Source organism: Paenibacillus algorifonticola, from assembly GCF_050481745.1.
GTDB lineage: Bacteria > Bacillota > Bacilli > Paenibacillales > Paenibacillaceae > Pristimantibacillus > Pristimantibacillus algorifonticola_A.
In genome coordinates, this window is sequence record NZ_JBCNGR010000008.1 from 785,953 (window position 1) to 803,316 (window position 17,364).

Below are 17,364 nucleotides of genomic sequence, written 5' to 3' on the forward strand. Positions count from 1 at the left end.
TCTTACGGCGAAATCATCAAACGATCGTCACCCTCATGCTCCTCGAAGATAATTCCATCCTGTTTATATTTTTTTAAAATAAAGTTCGTCTTTGTCGATAACACAGCATCGATTGGGGACAGCTTATTCGATACGAAGGAGGCAACCTCCTTCAAGTTCTTCCCTTCGATCTCAACGAGCAGATCATAGGCTCCTGACATCAAATAAACGGATTTCACTTCCGGATATAAGTAAATGCGCTCGGCAATGCCTTCGAAGCCGCGTCCGCGCTCAGGTGTAATTTGCACCTCAATCAGCGCCGTTACCTTCTCATCATCTACCTTGCTCCAGTTTACGATAGTCGCGTATTTGACAATAATATGATTATGTTCAAGCTCGGCTATTGCCTGCTTTACTTCCTCAGCGGGAGCACCTAGCAAAGTGGCGATTAAATCCGCATCACGTCTGGCGTCTTCCTTGAGCAGCTCTAATACTTTGAGTTGCAATTCGTTCATCATATACTCCTTCCAGCAAACCTGAAGTTATTAACCTTCATATTACAACGAATTCGGGCTTCCTGCAAAGAAAAAAACAAAAGACCCCGAAGGGTCTTTACATGTAGTAGGGCTGATGGGAATTTTGCTGGTTGTGCTGTTGCTGCTGTTGTACCATATGGCCGTATCCTGCTTGCATCGCATGCGACTGGCTGCCCATACGCTGCTGCAAAAATTGCGATGTTTTTTGCTGGGTTTGCTGGTACTCCTTCAATTGCTTGTCGATCTCTTGTCTGAGCACTGGGGATGCGGTGTTGTACATATTTTGCGACTGCATCACTTGATACAGCTCGCCCTGCATTTTCAGCGTGCTGTTCAGCAGGTTCGTAAACATTTGGCGGATGGATGGACAGGCAGCCTCTGTGGCCGCCGTCGCGTATTCGCGGGTTACCCGTTTCAAGTCGCTAAGTACCGTGTAGGCCAGATCCTCTTCTGGCAAAAACGATTGCGCATATTGCTGTTGCATCTCTTTTTCCTCCTTATGTCTGCTTGCCAAATATGCTTATTGCTGAGGCTGGGTCGGCGCCATGCTTTGATGCTGCTGAAGCATGTGCATCAATGTCTGATAATGCTGCTGATGCGTATTGAGCATTTGCGAGCATACCTGACGCAGCTGTTGGGTGCTTGCACCTACAGATACGGCTGAGCATTGCTTGATCAGCAAATCCTCGTTGGACATCGAATCGGCTATATACTCGAGTTCTTTCGCAGTCATTGGCTGTAACATCGAATTTTCTCCTCCTTAACTTTCGTTTGATTGAATACATATGGACAAACGAAGCTTATAGCTCCGCCCGGCTGAACGAATGTCAACCTTTACGTATTATGGTTCAGTCTCCCACTAATTATGTACGGGTACACTACCTTAATTTACAACGCCGTCCATTAGGCTTATCTGCGTGCTTGTCTGCAACGTCGTTTAATCATGCAAAAGCGCCTATCCCCTCTTCGCAAGGTCAATAGGCACTTTCACCTTCATCATACAATTTACGGGAGACGGAACGAACCTTTAAGGCAAATGAACGGTTTTCACATGGTCAAAATGTAAAAATACCGAAGCACCGCTCGCGGTAGACAGCTCAAGCATGCTTTGATCAATCGCTTTAAGAACGCCCGTTTTATTTGAGTTTTCTCCCAAATCGAGCACGACGAATTCGCCCAACAGCTTGCGCAGCTGCTGATCGAACGTTCGCGACAAAGTGACGGGGGATGGCCTTAATGGAAACTGCTCGGGAGTCAGCTTATATGGCGTGACATCGGGGTTGTAGGGAATTAAATATTTCAGATGGTGCAAAGACACCATAACCGTGTGGTAAATCGGGGAATAAAACACAAAATAATCATTCATAACTGTCGTAACATAGCCATGGATCGATTGATTCCCGGTAATGTACAGCTCGGAAAACATCCCTTTGGCATTCATTAAAATTTTGCGGTAAGAGACCGTTTCATTGTAGGCTTCAAAGGGCAGCTCCGGCACCTCGAATGGGTCATACTTGTGATTGGACAGACGCAGCTGCTGCAAATGAATGAGCGGGACATAAATAAATTGCAAACCCGTATGCAGCACTAAAATATCCTGCCCGAATTCAATCAGCTTGCCACGAATGGAAGCAACTTTTCCCGATATGTCCAGCTCTACTTGCTGGTCAAGCAGCGGATGGCGATTTTTCACAGTTCCTCTCTCCTTTCTGCCGACTTTTTTAAAGGAATACCGGGCTTCGGCACCAAGTGCCTGACCCGGTATTTCACTAGCATCTAATGCGCTGTGCAATTCTCACAAAACGTTAATTTCTTTTGCCAGAGCGGTTTCTGTTTTTGTTTCCGCTTTTATTGCGGTTTTTGTTTCCTCCGCTGTTCGATCCACCTGTACGGTTTTTATTTCTTTCATTGTTCGATCCACCTGTGCGGTTTTTATCTCCTCCGCTGTTTGATCCACCTGTGCGGTTTTTATCTCCCCCGGAACGGTCGCCACGGGAAGTGTTTTGTCCAAGCGGCTTAATTGTTTTAATGTGGAACAATTGAATTTGAACAACTTCACGGTTTACGACCAGCAACAAGGATGTGCTGCCAACTTCGGCGATAAAACCTTCGATTTTCTCCGGACCGCCCCAGTTGATTTGCACAAATTTTTGGTTGAGTGCACGGATAACGCCGATGAAGCTGGAAGCCTGAATATATTGGGGAGTGCGGCCTTTGCTTTTGTTGCTAGGGAAATCCGTAATGCTCTTGACATGGCTCGTGCTCACATACACAATGCCTTCCTTTGTCCAAAGCACTAGGTAGTCATTTTTCACGGCAACTAGCGTACCTTGGAGGGATTCTGGACCACCACGGTTGATTTTCACAAATTGTCCAACGAGGCCCTCAAGAAATGTTTTAGTGCCATTGCCTTTCGAGCTCTTGTGCTGGTTGCTTTTGTGCTGATTGCTTTTATGATGGTGGTTCATGTTGCCCGAGTTGCGATCCTGTTCTCCACTTACATAGTTGCAGCAATAATTCATAATAAAATCCCTCCAAATGTTTAATGTGCCATGCTAGATTTACATCAATCTTAAAAGCTATTCATTCTGTTCCTGCTTGCCGTTATCACCTTGGCCTGAGTAGCGAGCATCCCTCCAGTGCTTGATGCCGTTCATCTGTCATGGGAGACGATTTATATTACATTTATATGTATCCCTTATATAAGAGGTACTAGATTAATAACTATTTATTAAAGGTATAAGCATATAACTAGAAAAGATTCATAGAGTCGCTGCTTCAGCAGTAGCAAAACACCCTGCGGCAGAATAAGGTAAATCAGCAAAAGCCTATCTGAGGACGATAGGCGGATCTGCCTGATGGAGGTGGAAGCCCTATGTCAACCCAAACGCTGCCGATTCGTGAAATTACGATTGAACCTGATCATTTACAGGAGCTGCAGGAGGATTCCTGGAGCCATACGTTCCAGCCCGTTCAGCTAAATATGAATGGAAAATCTAGAGAAGCCACTTTTGGCTATCGCGGCGGTCATACGAGGAATTATTTTAAAAAATCCTATGAAGTCAGAACGACAACCGGCTTGACGCTGCATTGGAACGCCGAGTTTGATGATCCTTCGATGATTCGCAATGCGCTGTCCTTCCAATTTTTCAATCAGATTGGCGTGCCATCGCCGCGTACCCGTCATATTTGGCTCGTCATTAATGGCGCCCCTCAAGGCGTCTATTTAGAGATTGAATCCGTCGATCCCAGATTTTTTCGCAGAAGAGGCATTGGCTGCCGCGCCATTATTTATGCGGTCAATGACAGCGCAAACTTCAGCCTGATAGATCCCATTACGGAGCGACGGAAGGATTCGCTCTTTGACGGCTATGAACTTGTATCGGGACTTGCGGCCTCCGAGCTGCGCCTAATCCGCTTCGTAAGCGGCATTAACCGCAAGCATAAAACCCGCCTGCAATGGAGCTCTTGGACGGAAAAACGCCTGGATGTCGACCAATATTTGCTCTGGCTCGCGGGAGCTGTGCTTACGGGGAACTATGATGGCTTTGATCAAAACTACGCGCTTTATGTACATGGGAAAACGGGAAAATACCGGATGATGCCTTGGGATTATGAAGGAACATGGGGAAGAAATTGCTACGGCAAGCCATGTGGAAGTGATCTGGTGCGGGTGGAAGGTTATAATACGCTGACGGACAAACTGCTGGCCATTCCGGCCTATAAACGCAAATACCGCTCCATCCTGCTCCGTTTGCTGCAAACAGCATTTACGGAGGAACAGGTGAAGCGGATGGTGAGCGCGATGTACAGCAAGCTGACGCCAGCCATTCAAGAGGATTACACGCGAAAAAGCAGCTTTAATACGTATTTGAGTGAGCCCGACTTCATATTGAATTATGTGAAGGAGAGGCGCGCTCTTATTAGAAACGCTTTAAAAAGCTGGAAGCTCACGAAGAAGACAGCTGATGTTGATGTTGCCGCCCTTAAAGTTAAAATTCATTAAAGCCGCTTTTAAAATAACTCCATGCTTAAGTAACGCTCACCTGTATCGGGTGCAATACTGAGCACTCTGCTGCCGGCTCCAAGGCGGCGAGCCACCTGAAAAGCCGCCCATACGGCAGCTCCTGAAGAAGGGCCGAGCAGCAAGCCTTCCTGACGGGCCAACGCCTTCATCATAGCGATTGCATCGTCATCTGCCGCCTGAATGATTTCATCATAGACGGAAACATTCAGTATAGCCGGCACAAAGCCGGGACTTGTGCCCACCAGCTTATGCGGTCCAGGCACTCCCCCGGACAATACAGGCGAACCCATAGGCTCCACAACGGCAATATGTAAATTCGGAAGCGCGGCTTTCAGCGTCTCACCGGTTCCTGTAATCGTGCCGCCTGTACCTGAGCAGGCAACAAAAGCATCGAGCGACCCTTCCATCTGCTGCAATATCTCCCTTGCTGTCGTACCGCGATGAGCATCGGGGTTTGCTTTATTTTCAAACTGATTCGGAATAAAGCTGCCTGGAATATTCTTCGCCAGCTCCGCCGCCTTGGCAATCGCACCAGGCATTCGCTCGGCCGCGGGTGTCAATACCACTTCCGCGCCATAGGCACGAAGCAGCTTAATACGCTCCTGAGACATATTGTCCGGCATGATCAAAATAAGCTTGTAGCCTTTAGCTGCCGCCCCCATAGCCAGTCCAATGCCCGTATTTCCGCTAGTCGGTTCTATAATCGTGGATCCCGGCTTAATATGGCCGCTAAGCTCTCCAGCTTGAATAAGGGAAGCTGCCGCCCGATCCTTAACGCTGCCGCTCGGGTTAAAATATTCCAGCTTTACGAAAACATCTCCGCAGCCTTCCTCCGCCAGACGGTTCAGCTTCACAATAGGCGTTTCACCCACTAAATCAATAATGCTTGATACGATTTTTGGCATAATTGTTATACCCCCTGTTTCCCATGAATCATGATGTCTCTTGTTCCAACAATGGCCGCATCATCCACCAGCCAATAACAGGCACCGAGCCGACTACGAACAGCAGCCAGACGATCGCCAGCGGAGAATGATTTTGCGTCAGCACAACCAGATAGCCGCTCAGCCCAAGCACCCGTCCAAGCGTCAGACCCGCTTCCCGCAAGACGATATATTCCTCGCGTTCTCCACCGCTGGACTGCGATTCCCCAATTAAATCAAATACCCTTGAAGTCATCGGTATAATGTAGAGCGGCATAAATATCGACGTCCCAATACCGAATAACAATAAATTCGTAAAATTCACCTCGTAAAACAAAGGCAATATGACCAGTCCATTCATGACAGTCCCAACTAGCATCGCCCGCTTGCGATTGCGCGGGGACAACCGCTTGCCGACCAGCCAGAAGCTGATTAGGGCAACGAAAGAGGTTATGAGCGTAAAGCTGCCCAGCTTGGCCTCATTTTGCGTGGCGATATAGACGGTCAAGCCAACTAAAAAAAGAAATACACCTTCTCGTACTCCTTGAGCTACGACAGCTGGCAGCATTCTACGCCACGGATTGCCGGGAATGGCAAGCTGCTGAAAGCCATGCGTCCAGCTGTAACGCCTGCCTTCCTGCTTTCGTTTCTTCAGCCAGAAGCTCAGCACAACCGAAAAGGCCAGTATGACAAGAGATGCCGTAAATATGATCTGATAGCCGCGCTCGTCGCGCATCGAGGTAATAAGCAAGCCTGATACCCACGGCGCCAAAATCCCCGCACCAGAGCCAAGCAGCCCAGACCAGCCATTGAAGCGGTCGCGATTGTCCGGCTCGGTAATTTCAAAATATATGACATCAAATGCGACCCAGAATAACCCCAGCGCTAAGCCATTCAATATCCCCAGCGGAATAATATAGCTCGCCGCCAGCTTGCCCAGCATGAGTACTGTGAAATAAAAAGTCCCCGACAGCACGATGCCTGTGCGGAGACTGTTCATTTTATTATATTCTTTAACCCATTTTCCCGCCAGCCAAAAGGTAATGCCGCACGTTAAATACTGGCTCATCGTAAACCAGCCGACCAGCATATAGGATGAGCTGGCTTTCCATAAGTAGATAGGCACGAATGTTCCTGAGAGCGCAAGCGCAATGCCGAATAACGCTTGAACAGCCAGAAGCAATATGGCCTGGCGATCCAATACGCCGCCTGTAGGCGTTCTTCCCAGCATGGCTGGGCGGCCAAATGGCCCCAATTTCATCGATGTTTTCATGCGTGTTTTTGCCCCAGTACCTCCATCAGATCCGTCACTAGATCCAGTAATAGATCTGAATTCACCTTTGTTCTGTTTCATTTTCGCACCCCTTCCCCGGCAACCGGCTGCATAGGCTAGCTAGCTTTCCCGCCCGGTATGCTGCCCCTGCATTTGTTTAGGTGGATATAAGGTTCCCTACTTGCGTCAGCTGCATGCCGCTGATGATGCTGGCATTTATAGGCTAGAGATAAAAACGTAAACGGCTATTGCCGTTCTCTGGCTGCAAAGCTACCGCTTCGAGAGTGAAATATAAGCCGTTAATAAGGGGAAACTTATAAACGCTTATATTTCAAAAAAAGCCGGAGCAAGCGCGGTGACCTCGTCGAATCAGGTCAAAACCGCGTTGTCCGGCTGTTTAATATTAACTTTTGATATTAATCTTCAGAAGCGAGTGCCCTCAGCATTCCTTCCCGGTCATTGCCGCTTAGCTGCGATGCCGTATGGAAGCATGATGGGCACACATAAAGCTTTAGCTCAAAAGGGGGCTGAAGCAAAGACTGTCCCAATGCGGGATGCAGCGTTGGCTCGAAGAAGCCTGTCGCTATCTTATGCTTGCCTGCTTCCAGCATATACTCTCGGCAGGAAGGACATTCCGGCGCCTCCTCCTGCTCATTAATGATTTGCTGTACTTTGCCTTGCGCTCCAATCCAGTCGCGGTGCGTTCTGCGGAAGCCATCATCTGCCTCATCCCAGCCACTGCCCGCTGCCTGATCGCTGCCGTCTTCCTGCTCCCACTCCGGCTCCTCTTCCTCATCATCCTCATCGCGGTCATTATCGACGCCGAATTGCAGCGTACGGTAGCCATCCAGCTCATTTTCACAATGCGGACAATGCTTTTCGGGACCGATTTCCTCATCCCATACAATTTCCGTCAAACACCATGGACATACCACTTGCTCTTCCATCCTTGATTGCCCCCCATTTAATTGTTGATTACGTAATAAACCCCGATGCTAAAAAAAACAATGGCGAGAGCCAGCAATGTTCCCCATAAATATTTCATGTCGATCCTCCTGCATTCTAGCTCACAATGGCACCGCCAATGACATACGAAAGTGAAACGGAAATAATCATAGCAATTAAGCCAACAGCCCGGTTATCGCGTGCGATTTCATCATCGATGCGAAATACCGGTGTCAAAAACTCAAAAAGGAAATAAGCGCCCAGCAAAATAACAAAACCAAATGCTCCCCAAATCATGCTTTGGTAAATGGAATCATTCGCTTCAATCGAAAATCTGAAAATATTGCATATCCCGAAAATTTTCCCACCCGTCGCCATCGCGACAGCAACGTTGCCATTTTTAATTTCTTTCCAGCAGTTGTAGCGGGTAACGACTTCGAACACCCATAAAAAAACGAGAAGCGAGAGAACCACAATGGATATATAAAGCAGCATTGCCAAGTAGGAATTGTCAAGCAGCACATCGACCTCATTGCTCATGGCGTTACTCCTCCTTTAACCGAATTGCGAAAATGATACAGCGGCTGCGCCTTGCAGGCTACAGCCAGCTCAATTAGTTCAGCTCGGCAACCGTAACGCCGGCTCCGCCTTCACCATAGTTGCCCAAGCGGTATTTTTTCACATGGCTGTGCTTGCGCAAATATTGTTGTATGCCTGATCGCAGCACGCCAGTGCCATGTCCGTGAATAATATAAACCTGACCGATGCCGGAGAGGAAGGATTCATCGAGAAATTGATCAACCTCCATAAGTGCCTCCTCTAAATTCGAGCCTCTGAGGTCAAGCTCCATCTTCACATTTTCATCTCTGGAGCGCTTCACGCTGGCTGCCTGCTTAGGCTGCTGCTTCAGCGGAGCGGCGGGCTTAATCAGCTCCATATCGGCAACCGCTACCTTCATCTTCATTATGCCCAGCTGCACGGTCGCATCCGTTCCATGCACCTCGACGATAAGCCCTTTCTGATTCAGGCTGTAAACCATAACCTCGTCTCCGGCTTCGATTTTGCGAGCTGCCTTCTGTTGTCCGGCATTAGAAGGACGATTTTTCTTCTTGTGCAGCTCAGGCACCGCTTCATCCAGCTTGCGGCGGGCTTCAATGAGCTTATGCTCCTTGACAGAAGCGCCTTCCTCCAACGCCAGCTTGCGCAGATCCGAAATAATCTTCTCGGCCTCCAGGCGTGCTTTTGCAACTGCCCCGCGCGCCTCCTCCTGAGCCTTCTCAAGCATTTTGTCGCGCTGCTCCTCGAACTTGCGCAGCTCCGCCTCATGCCGTCCACGCTGTTTCTCCATATCCTGCCTCAGCGACTGCGCCGTCTGGCGATCACTTTCCGCATTCAATCGGTCGGCTTCGAGCGAAGCGATCATATTTTCAACTCGCTGATCCTCTTCACTCACTTCGCCGCGCGCATGATCGATAATCGTTTTGCTCAGGCCAAGCCGCTCTGCAATCGCAAAAGCGTTGCTTCGGCCTGGAACACCTACAAGCAAACGATACGTTGGGCTTAGCGTAGCAATGTCAAACTCCATGCTTGCGTTGATGACACCCTTGCGGTTGTAGGCATACGCTTTAAGCTCGCTGTAGTGGGTCGTGGCAATAATACGACTGCCCATGCTATGAATATGCTCCAGCATCGCAATGGCTAAAGCTGAGCCTTCAGCCGGGTCAGTGCCTGCGCCTAGCTCATCGAGCAGGACGAGGCTTTTCGCCGTCATGGATTTCAGAATGCGAATAATATTGACTAAATGGCTGGAAAACGTACTAAGGCTTTGCTCAATGCTTTGCTCGTCACCGATATCGGCATAAATAGCGTCAAATACGCAAAGCTGGCTGCCGTCCTCAACCGGAACGAACAAGCCGGACATGCTCATCAGGCTGAGCAAGCCTACTGTTTTGAGCGAAACGGTTTTACCGCCTGTATTCGGTCCCGTTACGATAATGGCTGTGTACGTATTGCCAAGCTCGACATCAATCGGCACGATTTTGTCCGCCGCAATGAGCGGGTGACGCCCTCTTTTGATTTTCAGAAAGCCTCGATCATTCATCCGTGGCAGCGTCGCCTTCATCTCATGCCCAAGACGCGCCTTGGCAAAAGCAAAATCCAGCCTGCCGAGCAGCTCCTGGTTATACAATAAATCCTCAACATGATCGGCCGCTTTCGCGGTCAGCATTTGCAAAATTTTCTCAATTTCGCGCAGCTCTGCCGCTCTCAGCTCACGCAGCTTGTTGTTCATGACAACCGTTGCTTCCGGCTCAATAAACAGCGTAGCCCCCGAGCCAGACTGGTCATGCACAATGCCGCCAAAATGCGAGCGGTACTCCTGCTTCACCGGAATGACATAACGGTCGCTTCGCAGCGTAATAATAGCGTCCTGGAGCATTTTCTGCACCGAGGAAGAACGAATCATTTGCTCCAGCTTCTCGCGGATGCGCGATTCGCCTCCACGAAGCTCCCTGCGTATCGAAGCGAGCTGGACACTCGCGCTATCCATAACTTCACCTTGATCGTCAATGCAATCAAAAATCGCATCCTCTAGCTCCTTGTGCTCGCTGAGCTGGTCAGATGTTTCATGCAGCAACGGAATCGGATCATCCTCATGCAGATTTTCCAAATGACGTTTAACCCGCCTAGCCCCTCTGGACGTCGAAGCAATTTCCATAAGCTCCACCGGGTTCAACGTTCCACCGATGCGCGATCTGTGAAGCGAGCTGCTGATGTTGGTAATGCCGCCAAATGGCGGATTGCCCTTAAGACGGTCGGCCTTATAAGCCTCATCCGTCGCTTGAAGCATCAGCTTAACCATTTCCAAATCGGAGCTTGGAGCAAGCTTCTCTGCCTCAGCCTTGCCGAGCGATGTCGCTGCGTGCTGTGTCAATTTATGTATAATTTTGTGAAATTCAAGTGTTGTTAATATTTTACTATCCAAGCGTAACACTCCTCTCGCCCTTATATTATAGCCGAATCAACGCTTTGATGCACGGGCATGACGTTACCTTCCATACATGTTCCGGCGAAAACTGGCTACAATACGAAGGAATCACAATATCCAGCCTGGTCGACATGCAAAATCCGTTGATTTTTCACAGGCCGTAGTGAAGGATTTCAAATCAATTGAGGAGGTTGAATGCATGAGCTTTTTAGGCCATGTTGTTCGGTTCATCGTAGCAGCTCTTGTATTAATGCTTGTGGGCTTGATTGTGCCGCAGTTCAGCGTGGGTGGTTTTTGGAGCGCTTTAATGCTGGCTATCGTCATTGCTGTGTTGGGCTGGATAATCGAAGCGATTTTCGGCAAAAAGGTTACGCCATTTGGACGGGGCATCGTCGGCTTCATCGCCAGTGTCGTCGTCATCTGGATTGCCCAATTTATCGTCAGCGGCGTTTCGGTTACTTGGCTCGGTGCCATTCTGGCTGCGCTCGTGATCGGGATTATCGACTTGTTCATTCCCGTCAGCACGCCATATGAAGCCGGACGATCCGATCACGACCGCCGCAGCAGCGACCATTAAAGCATTAATCCCGATGCGTCGTTAGCGGAAGCCGTACGCTTGTCAGCCCTTGTCTGTCGCTCTCTGAGTGATGGTCAAGGGCTTTTTCATCAAGCCATTCAACAATTTGTCACCTTCAGATGCTGTCAGTTTGGGAAAATTGGGTTACAATAAAAGCGATGCGGAAAATAATTCCGAGTCATAAAGCGTGTAGACAGAAAGGGAGCCGAACAAGATGAAAAAGTGGATTTATCTTGCTGCCGTGATGTGCTTCGTTGCAATCATTGCCGCATGCGGGACAAGCGGGGGGTCGAGCGAAGCCGGCGGCGTTATAGATACAGATGCCAGTGCAGCTGAAGTTGTTATTAAAGCAAAGAGCTGGGAATTTGAGCAAGCCGAATACAAAATCAAGCAGGGCGAAGCTGTCAACCTCAAGCTTGAGTCAACGGATGGCGTTCATGGCCTCCAGGTTACCAAAACCGATATTACGATTCCAAACAATAAATCCAAAACCATTTCGCTGAAAGCTGGCGAATATACCATCGTCTGCAATGTGCCTTGTGGTACAGGCCATACTAAAATGCAAGCAAAGCTTATTGTTGAATAAATTTGCATGGATTGGAGCTTGTTGCATCCAGCATCCAGCCGCCGTACGCTCATCATAAAGAGAGTGCTGGCGGTTTTTATTGTTTATGCATACTCAAATTATATTGCGATCAGTTTAAGTCTTTTAAGATAATGGACTGAAATATCATTTTTCTTTTGCTACCCTGTAAGAAAAATTGATAACTGCCGCACTTTCACTTCCCGCTTCCCTTTGATAAGATGGTCATTATAGCTAAAAGTTAGCGCTTACGAAGTTTTTCTCGCAAAAGCCGAAAGGAGAGATACGATGAGCCTTTTAAATGGGCGTGTGGCAATTGTAAGCGGCGCAGGCAGCGGGCTCGGAAGGGCCGCTTCTCTATCGTTCGCAAAAGAAGGCGCAGAGGTCGTGCTGCTGGGCCGGCGATTGAACAAGCTCCAAGAAACCTTTGAGGCGATAAAAGAGGCTACAGGACGGGAATCGCTTGTTATACCTACAGATGTCACCGACGAACAGCAAATTAAGCAAGCGGTTATACTAGCTGTCGGCAAGTGGGAAAAAATTGACATTTTGCTCAATAATGCCGCCGTGCTGGAGTCTGGACATGTTATTGAGTTGACTTCTGAAAACTGGCATACGCAAGTTGCTACTAATTTGACAGGACCCTTTTATTTATCCAGAGCTGTCATTCCATATATGCGTAAAGAACGCTATGGACGCATTATTAATATTACATCGGGCCTTTCCTGGAACGGTGCCGGAGGTTATGGCGCTTACAGTGCCGCCAAAGCAGGACTTGAATCGCTAACCCGGACACTCGCTGATGAAGAACATGAATATGGCATTCTCATTAATTTATACAATCCTGGCACGCTACGTACCGAAATGCATGCCACAGGCAAGGACCCGGCAGTTGTCACACCAGATTTGCTGCGCCTCGCAAGTCTGCCTCGCGGCGGCCCAACAGGCAGTACGGTCAGCTATGGATAATCTGACGAGCTGCTATATATCAAAATCCCTGGAATGAAGCACGGGTAATTGCTCGCTGCTTTATTCCAGGTTTTTTTTGCGCCACCGCAGCGCAGCAATATGCACAAAAAACCGTTTATTATCGCTGTGCCGGGGCACTGGGCGAGATAAACGGTTTTTTGTGTAAAGCTAGCTTTGCTCGATTAGTTCAATCCATTCATTGTATTCGTTTTGCAGCAAGGAGTACTCGTGCGCCAGCTTGCCATGCTCGATCGCAAGCTTCTCGTGCTCTGCCCGCAGCTGCTCCGCCGAGTGAACGGCCTCAGACCACTCCAGCTCAAGCTGCTGCCTGCGTTGATCAACTTGCTCACTCTGCTGGGCTGCCGCAGCGGCTTGCGCCAAAGCGGCCTCCAGCTGCTCCTTCAGATGCTCCTCGCCAGCTTGACGCTCGGCTTCTTCCGCAATCATTCGGTTCAATTCATCTGTCAATTGCTCAGAGCGCTTGCGTTCTTGCTCCATTTGCTCGTCCAGCTCCTGCTGTTTGTGCAGTAATATGTCGAGCTGCTGAGCTGCAATACGCTCCCGTGCCGCAATCAATTCAAGCTGCTCTGTAAGCTCCTGCTCGTGCCGAGCCAGCTCTCCCAGCTTTTCATCCAGCTCCAGCTCGTGGAACTCTGCCCGTTCTACTTTCGCCTGAAGCTCCTCCAGCTTGCTTTGCCATGCAGCCTGTTCATCCTTATGCTGCTGCTCCACTTTCAGCTCGCGTTCACGGTATTGCTCGTCGAACTGCTGCTTCTGCTGCTCAATGAATCTAGCGTATTCCGCTTGCTTCTCGCGGAGCTGCGATCTTAACTCCGAGCAATCACGTTCCAGCTGCTCCGACTGCTCCATTTGTTCTAGCTTCAACAGCTCCAGTTGATCGGCAAAATCCTGCTTGAGCTGGTTCGCTGCATCATCCCGCTGCTGCTCCAGCATAGCAAGCTGCCGCTGATGCTCCTGTGCAAGCTCCCCATGAGCAGCTTCGCTTTCCCGCTGCTTGGCTTCGAGTGCTTGCTCCAGCTCACGCAGCTTAAGCGCAAGCTCTCCTCGAGCTGCTTCGCCCTCACGCTTCGTTGCCTCCAGTGCTTGCTTCTGCTCACGAAGCCGCAGCTCCAGCGCTTCACGCTCTTCTTCGAACTGAATTTCTTGCTCCAGCTGTTTTTCTTCCGCATTCTTTTTCCATTCTTCATGAAGCTGGATCTGGGACTCTAGCTGTTGTTCAAATGCTGCAAGCCGATCTTGATATTGCTGCTCTTGCTCACTTCTAGCCTGCTCAAAGTGAGCTTGACGATCTTGCTGCAGCTGCTGAAGCTTGGCAAGCTCTTCCTGCAGCTCCATTACACGCAATTCAGCCGCATCCGCTTTAACCGCTTCATTCGCCAAATGCTTAGCCTGCTCAGCAATTTGCGCTTCGGCTTCCTTCAATCTATTGCCTAACTGCGAACGCGTTTCGGCATGCTGCTCATTTATAACATGCAGCTCGTCCAGCTGCTGTCGAATTTCGCTTAGCTCGGCGTCACGCTCCTGGCGCTCCTGCTCTAGTACTGCAAGGGAGGAGCGCAATGCTTCTTCCTGCTCCATAGCTTGCAATAAGTGGTCATCTGCCACGGAAATACGCTGTTCAAGCGCAGCTTTTTCCTTGACAGCTGTTTCTTGAAGCTCGGCAACAGCTCTTTGCAGCTTAGCCCGCTCTTCTTCCCAATTTTTATATCGCAAAGCGAGGTCAGCCTTCAAGGTTTGCTCCTGCTCCGTTAACTCTTTCATATGTGCGGACACCAGCTTTTCGACATTAGCCGATGCTTCTGCAAGCAAACGCTGCTCATGCTCGTCAAGCTGCTGCTGCTGCTGTTCAGCCGTATTAGACAGCTCCAGCTTCCATTCCTCTTCACGCTGCTCAAGCTTCGCTTGCCAACCTTGCTCGAGCTGGTTTACACGCTCGGCTAGCTGATGGGCAGCAAGCTCAATCGCTTGGGCTTTAGCAGCACGCTCTGCAGACAATGCCGCTTCCGCTTCTTCAAGCAGCTCTGCGGCAGTTGCCTGCTCGCGTTGCAGTTCTGCTTGTGCTGAAGCTTCCAGCTCCGCTAGCTTCGCTGCCGCTTCCGCACGTTCACGTTCGATGCTAGCTCGCGCGGCCGCCTCGGCTTCAGCCAGCTTCGCAGCTGCTTCCGCTTGTTCGCGTGCAAGCCCCTCATCTGCGGCAATCTTCGCCTCCACTAGCTTCAATGCTGCATCTGCCTGCTCGCGCTCCATTCGCTCCTGCAAAGCTTTCTGGACTTCAGCAAGCTTAGCCGCCGTTTCCGCACGTTCGCGCTCCAGTTGCTCTTGTGCAGACGCTTCTGCCTCTGTCAACAGCTCCGTCGCTGCCGCGCGTTCCTGCTCCAGCTCCGCTTTTGCTTCCAGCAGCTTCGCTTCGGCTTCTAGCCGTTCGCGCACCACTTGCTCTTCGGCAGCATGCGCTTCCGCTTCGGCTGCTGCCAGCTTGGCTGCCGCTTCCTCACGCTCGCGCTTCAGCATCTCTTCCGCTACGCGCTGCGCCTCTGCGAGCTTCGCAGCAGCGGCTTCGCGCTCCCGCGCAACCTCTCTTGCCGCGATGCTTCTTGCTTCGCTGGCTCTTGCTTCAGCTTCCACCAGTTTAGCAGCTGCTTCGGCACGTTCACGCTCCAACTGCTCCTGCGCAGATGCTTCCGCCTCCGTCAACAGCTCCGTCGCTGCCGCGCGTTCCTGCTCCAGCTCCGCTTTTGCTTCCAGCAGCTTCGCTTCCGCCTCTGCCTGCTCGCGTTCCCGCTCCGCCTTCGCAGTCGCTTCGGCCGCCGCCAAGCTTGCAGCGGCTTCCGCGCGCGCCTCTGCAAGTGCCGCTTCCGCTCCGCTCCGCAATTCCGCCTGCTTCACGGCGGCTGCCTCGCGCTCACGTGCAAGCTGCTCCTCGGCGGTTAATTCCGCCTCGATCAGCTTTTCCTCTACTTCCGCAATTTTCGCTGCAGTCTCGGCAATTTTCGCTTCCGCTTCGGTTAGCTTTGCCGCAGCTTCAGCTCTCTCACGCGCAAGCTTCGCTTCTGCTCCACTCTGCGCTTCCGCAAGGCTAACTGCCGCTGCTTCACGCTCACGCACGAGCTGCTCCTGTGCAGATGCTTCCGCTTCGGCTAGCTTTTCAACCATTTCCGCAAGCCGCTCTGCCGCTTCGGCACGCTCGCGCTCCAACTGCTCCTCGGCGATCAATTCCGCCTCGATCAGCTTTTCGGCTGCTTCCGCACGCTCGCGCGCAATCGCCTCATCCGCCGCACTCCTCGCCTCAGCGAGCTTCGCTTCTGCTTCCGCTCGCTCACGTTCCAGCAGCTCTTCCGCTACGATTTCCGCTTCGATCAGCTTTTCGGCTGCTTCCGCCAGCTTCGCAGCCGCCTCAACGCGCTCGCGCGCCACTTGCTCTTCAGCAGCTGCCTCGGCTTCCGCAAGCTTTTCCGCTGCACTGGCCTGTTCACGCGCAAGCGCGCCTTCAAGCGTCAGCTTCTGGGCAGCAAGCGTCTCCGACGCTTCCTCGCGCTGGCGCGCAAGCGCTTCCGATGCTTCCTGCTGCTGCGCTGCAAGCCGCTCATCGGCTTCTGCCAGCATATCCTTCAGCTGATTTTCCGCTACTGCGAGCGCATGCATCAGTTCCTCGGCCGCTTTCTTTTTCGCCTGCTCCAGCTCTGATTCAAAAACCTCCTGCAGCTCCTGCAGATCGATTTCCGCCTTTACCTGCAAAGCCTGATACTCCTCGCGCAAGCTTGCCATCATCCCTTGGAGCTCTTCAAGCTGCTCGGCAAGAACTAGCCGCTTCGCCTCAGCCTCATGCAGCGACTCATTGTCGCGGCGCAGGCGAAACACTTCCTCCGTCATCTGCACAGCTGCAAGCACTGCGATTCTTGGCAGGTCCAGCTGCGGATAACCTTTAGCAATTTTATTCATGCTATCATCTATCATTCCGGCAATACGCCGCATATATTCTGAGTTGGAATGGCCCTTCAAACGATATTGGTGCCCATATATATCAACGGTTACTACAGTTTGCTCAGTATCCATAAAGCATTATCCTCCTATAGGTGTTTCTCGCTCCCTTATCAATCAGCAGGATGGTTTCCCCAATCCTTATATATAGAAGAACATATCACATAGAGTCTTATATTATAGTTTTATTATAGCAAGGTGAAACGGCTGTCGCCATCCTCTGGCGGCGCGGCGCGTTTCACTCCGAGAAATATAGAGAAGGGATGGCCATATCTATCCTTTCCTATATTTCAAGGTGAAACGGCTGTCGCCATCCTCTGGCGGCGCAGCGCGTTTCACTCCGAGAAATATAGAGAAGGGATAGCTTAAAATATACCTTCCTACATTTCAAATATAAGTGTAACCGACTGCTTATGTCTCCGGTATGAAGCTTTTCTCATCTTTATATTTCAACCCATAATCCAACACAGACTCGCAAGCAACTATTTATCCATGTTTCAACTAACAAAAAGAACAAGTTTTGATGACAAGACGACACGGGCATCTGCCCAGGAAAATCCGTCCAAA

15 protein-coding genes are annotated in these 17,364 nt (G+C 50.4%); 4 read left to right on the plus strand and 11 right to left on the minus strand.

Features of this window, described 5'->3' with window-relative positions:
* Positions 1-2: 2 nt before the first annotated feature.
* The 5 genes from ABEW34_RS11020 to ABEW34_RS11040 all read right to left on the minus strand — a co-directional run bounded on the left by ABEW34_RS11020 (position 3) and on the right by ABEW34_RS11040 (position 3,037).
* Complete coding sequence (locus ABEW34_RS11020; RefSeq protein WP_046233088.1) at positions 3-494, minus strand: Lrp/AsnC family transcriptional regulator; 492 nt, start codon at positions 492-494, stop codon at positions 3-5.
* Between the two features lie 97 nt (positions 495-591).
* Positions 592-999 (minus strand): spore coat protein, encoded by a 408-nt coding sequence (locus ABEW34_RS11025; RefSeq protein ID WP_056034411.1) that lies wholly within the window; start codon positions 997-999, stop codon positions 592-594.
* A 36-nt stretch (positions 1,000-1,035) separates the two neighbouring features.
* On the minus strand, positions 1,036-1,260 hold the full coding sequence (locus ABEW34_RS11030) for a hypothetical protein (RefSeq protein WP_430158191.1): 225 nt from the start codon (positions 1,258-1,260) through the stop codon (positions 1,036-1,038).
* A gap of 282 nt (positions 1,261-1,542) precedes the next feature.
* Positions 1,543-2,208 carry a DUF2642 domain-containing protein gene (locus tag ABEW34_RS11035; RefSeq protein ID WP_430158195.1) on the minus strand — a complete coding sequence of 222 codons (666 nt, stop codon included), beginning with the start codon at positions 2,206-2,208 and terminating at the stop codon, positions 1,543-1,545.
* 112 nt (positions 2,209-2,320) lie between these two features.
* Entirely contained in the window at positions 2,321-3,037 is a 717-nt protein-coding gene (locus ABEW34_RS11040) for a DUF6897 domain-containing protein (RefSeq protein ID WP_430158198.1), read from the minus strand.
* A gap of 353 nt (positions 3,038-3,390) precedes the next feature.
* Here ABEW34_RS11040 and ABEW34_RS11045 point away from each other — a divergent pair, with 353 nt between their 5' ends.
* Positions 3,391-4,521 (plus strand): CotH kinase family protein, encoded by a 1,131-nt coding sequence (locus ABEW34_RS11045; protein WP_430158201.1) that lies wholly within the window; start codon positions 3,391-3,393, stop codon positions 4,519-4,521.
* An 8-nt stretch (positions 4,522-4,529) separates the two neighbouring features.
* Here ABEW34_RS11045 and cysK read toward each other — a convergent pair whose 3' ends face one another.
* The 5 genes from cysK to ABEW34_RS11070 all read right to left on the minus strand — a co-directional run bounded on the left by cysK (position 4,530) and on the right by ABEW34_RS11070 (position 10,666).
* Entirely contained in the window at positions 4,530-5,447 is a 918-nt protein-coding gene (gene cysK / locus ABEW34_RS11050; protein ID WP_430158203.1) for a cysteine synthase A, read from the minus strand.
* A gap of 28 nt (positions 5,448-5,475) precedes the next feature.
* Positions 5,476-6,819, minus strand: coding sequence for an MFS transporter (locus tag ABEW34_RS11055; RefSeq protein ID WP_430158206.1), 1,344 nt, complete (start codon positions 6,817-6,819; stop codon positions 5,476-5,478).
* A 335-nt stretch (positions 6,820-7,154) separates the two neighbouring features.
* Complete coding sequence (locus ABEW34_RS11060) at positions 7,155-7,685, minus strand: hypothetical protein (RefSeq protein WP_430158209.1); 531 nt, start codon at positions 7,683-7,685, stop codon at positions 7,155-7,157.
* A gap of 115 nt (positions 7,686-7,800) precedes the next feature.
* A complete protein-coding gene (locus ABEW34_RS11065) occupies positions 7,801-8,223 on the minus strand; it encodes a DUF350 domain-containing protein (RefSeq protein WP_430158212.1) in 423 nt (140 codons plus the stop codon).
* A gap of 73 nt (positions 8,224-8,296) precedes the next feature.
* The gene (locus ABEW34_RS11070) at positions 8,297-10,666 is read right to left on the minus strand and encodes an endonuclease MutS2 (RefSeq protein WP_430158214.1); all 2,370 of its coding nucleotides are present in this window, start codon (positions 10,664-10,666) and stop codon (positions 8,297-8,299) included.
* 202 nt (positions 10,667-10,868) lie between these two features.
* Between ABEW34_RS11070 and ABEW34_RS11075 the strand changes: the two genes are divergently transcribed.
* The 3 genes from ABEW34_RS11075 to ABEW34_RS11085 all read left to right on the plus strand — a co-directional run bounded on the left by ABEW34_RS11075 (position 10,869) and on the right by ABEW34_RS11085 (position 12,798).
* Positions 10,869-11,246 (plus strand): phage holin family protein, encoded by a 378-nt coding sequence (locus ABEW34_RS11075; RefSeq protein ID WP_056034380.1) that lies wholly within the window; start codon positions 10,869-10,871, stop codon positions 11,244-11,246.
* 214 nt (positions 11,247-11,460) lie between these two features.
* Entirely contained in the window at positions 11,461-11,832 is a 372-nt protein-coding gene (locus ABEW34_RS11080) for a cupredoxin domain-containing protein (protein WP_430158217.1), read from the plus strand.
* A 285-nt stretch (positions 11,833-12,117) separates the two neighbouring features.
* The gene (locus ABEW34_RS11085; protein WP_430158220.1) at positions 12,118-12,798 is read left to right on the plus strand and encodes an SDR family NAD(P)-dependent oxidoreductase; all 681 of its coding nucleotides are present in this window, start codon (positions 12,118-12,120) and stop codon (positions 12,796-12,798) included.
* 168 nt (positions 12,799-12,966) lie between these two features.
* Here ABEW34_RS11085 and ABEW34_RS11090 read toward each other — a convergent pair whose 3' ends face one another.
* A complete protein-coding gene (locus ABEW34_RS11090) occupies positions 12,967-16,872 on the minus strand; it encodes a hypothetical protein (RefSeq protein WP_430158223.1) in 3,906 nt (1,301 codons plus the stop codon).
* Positions 16,873-17,364 lie beyond the last annotated feature (492 nt).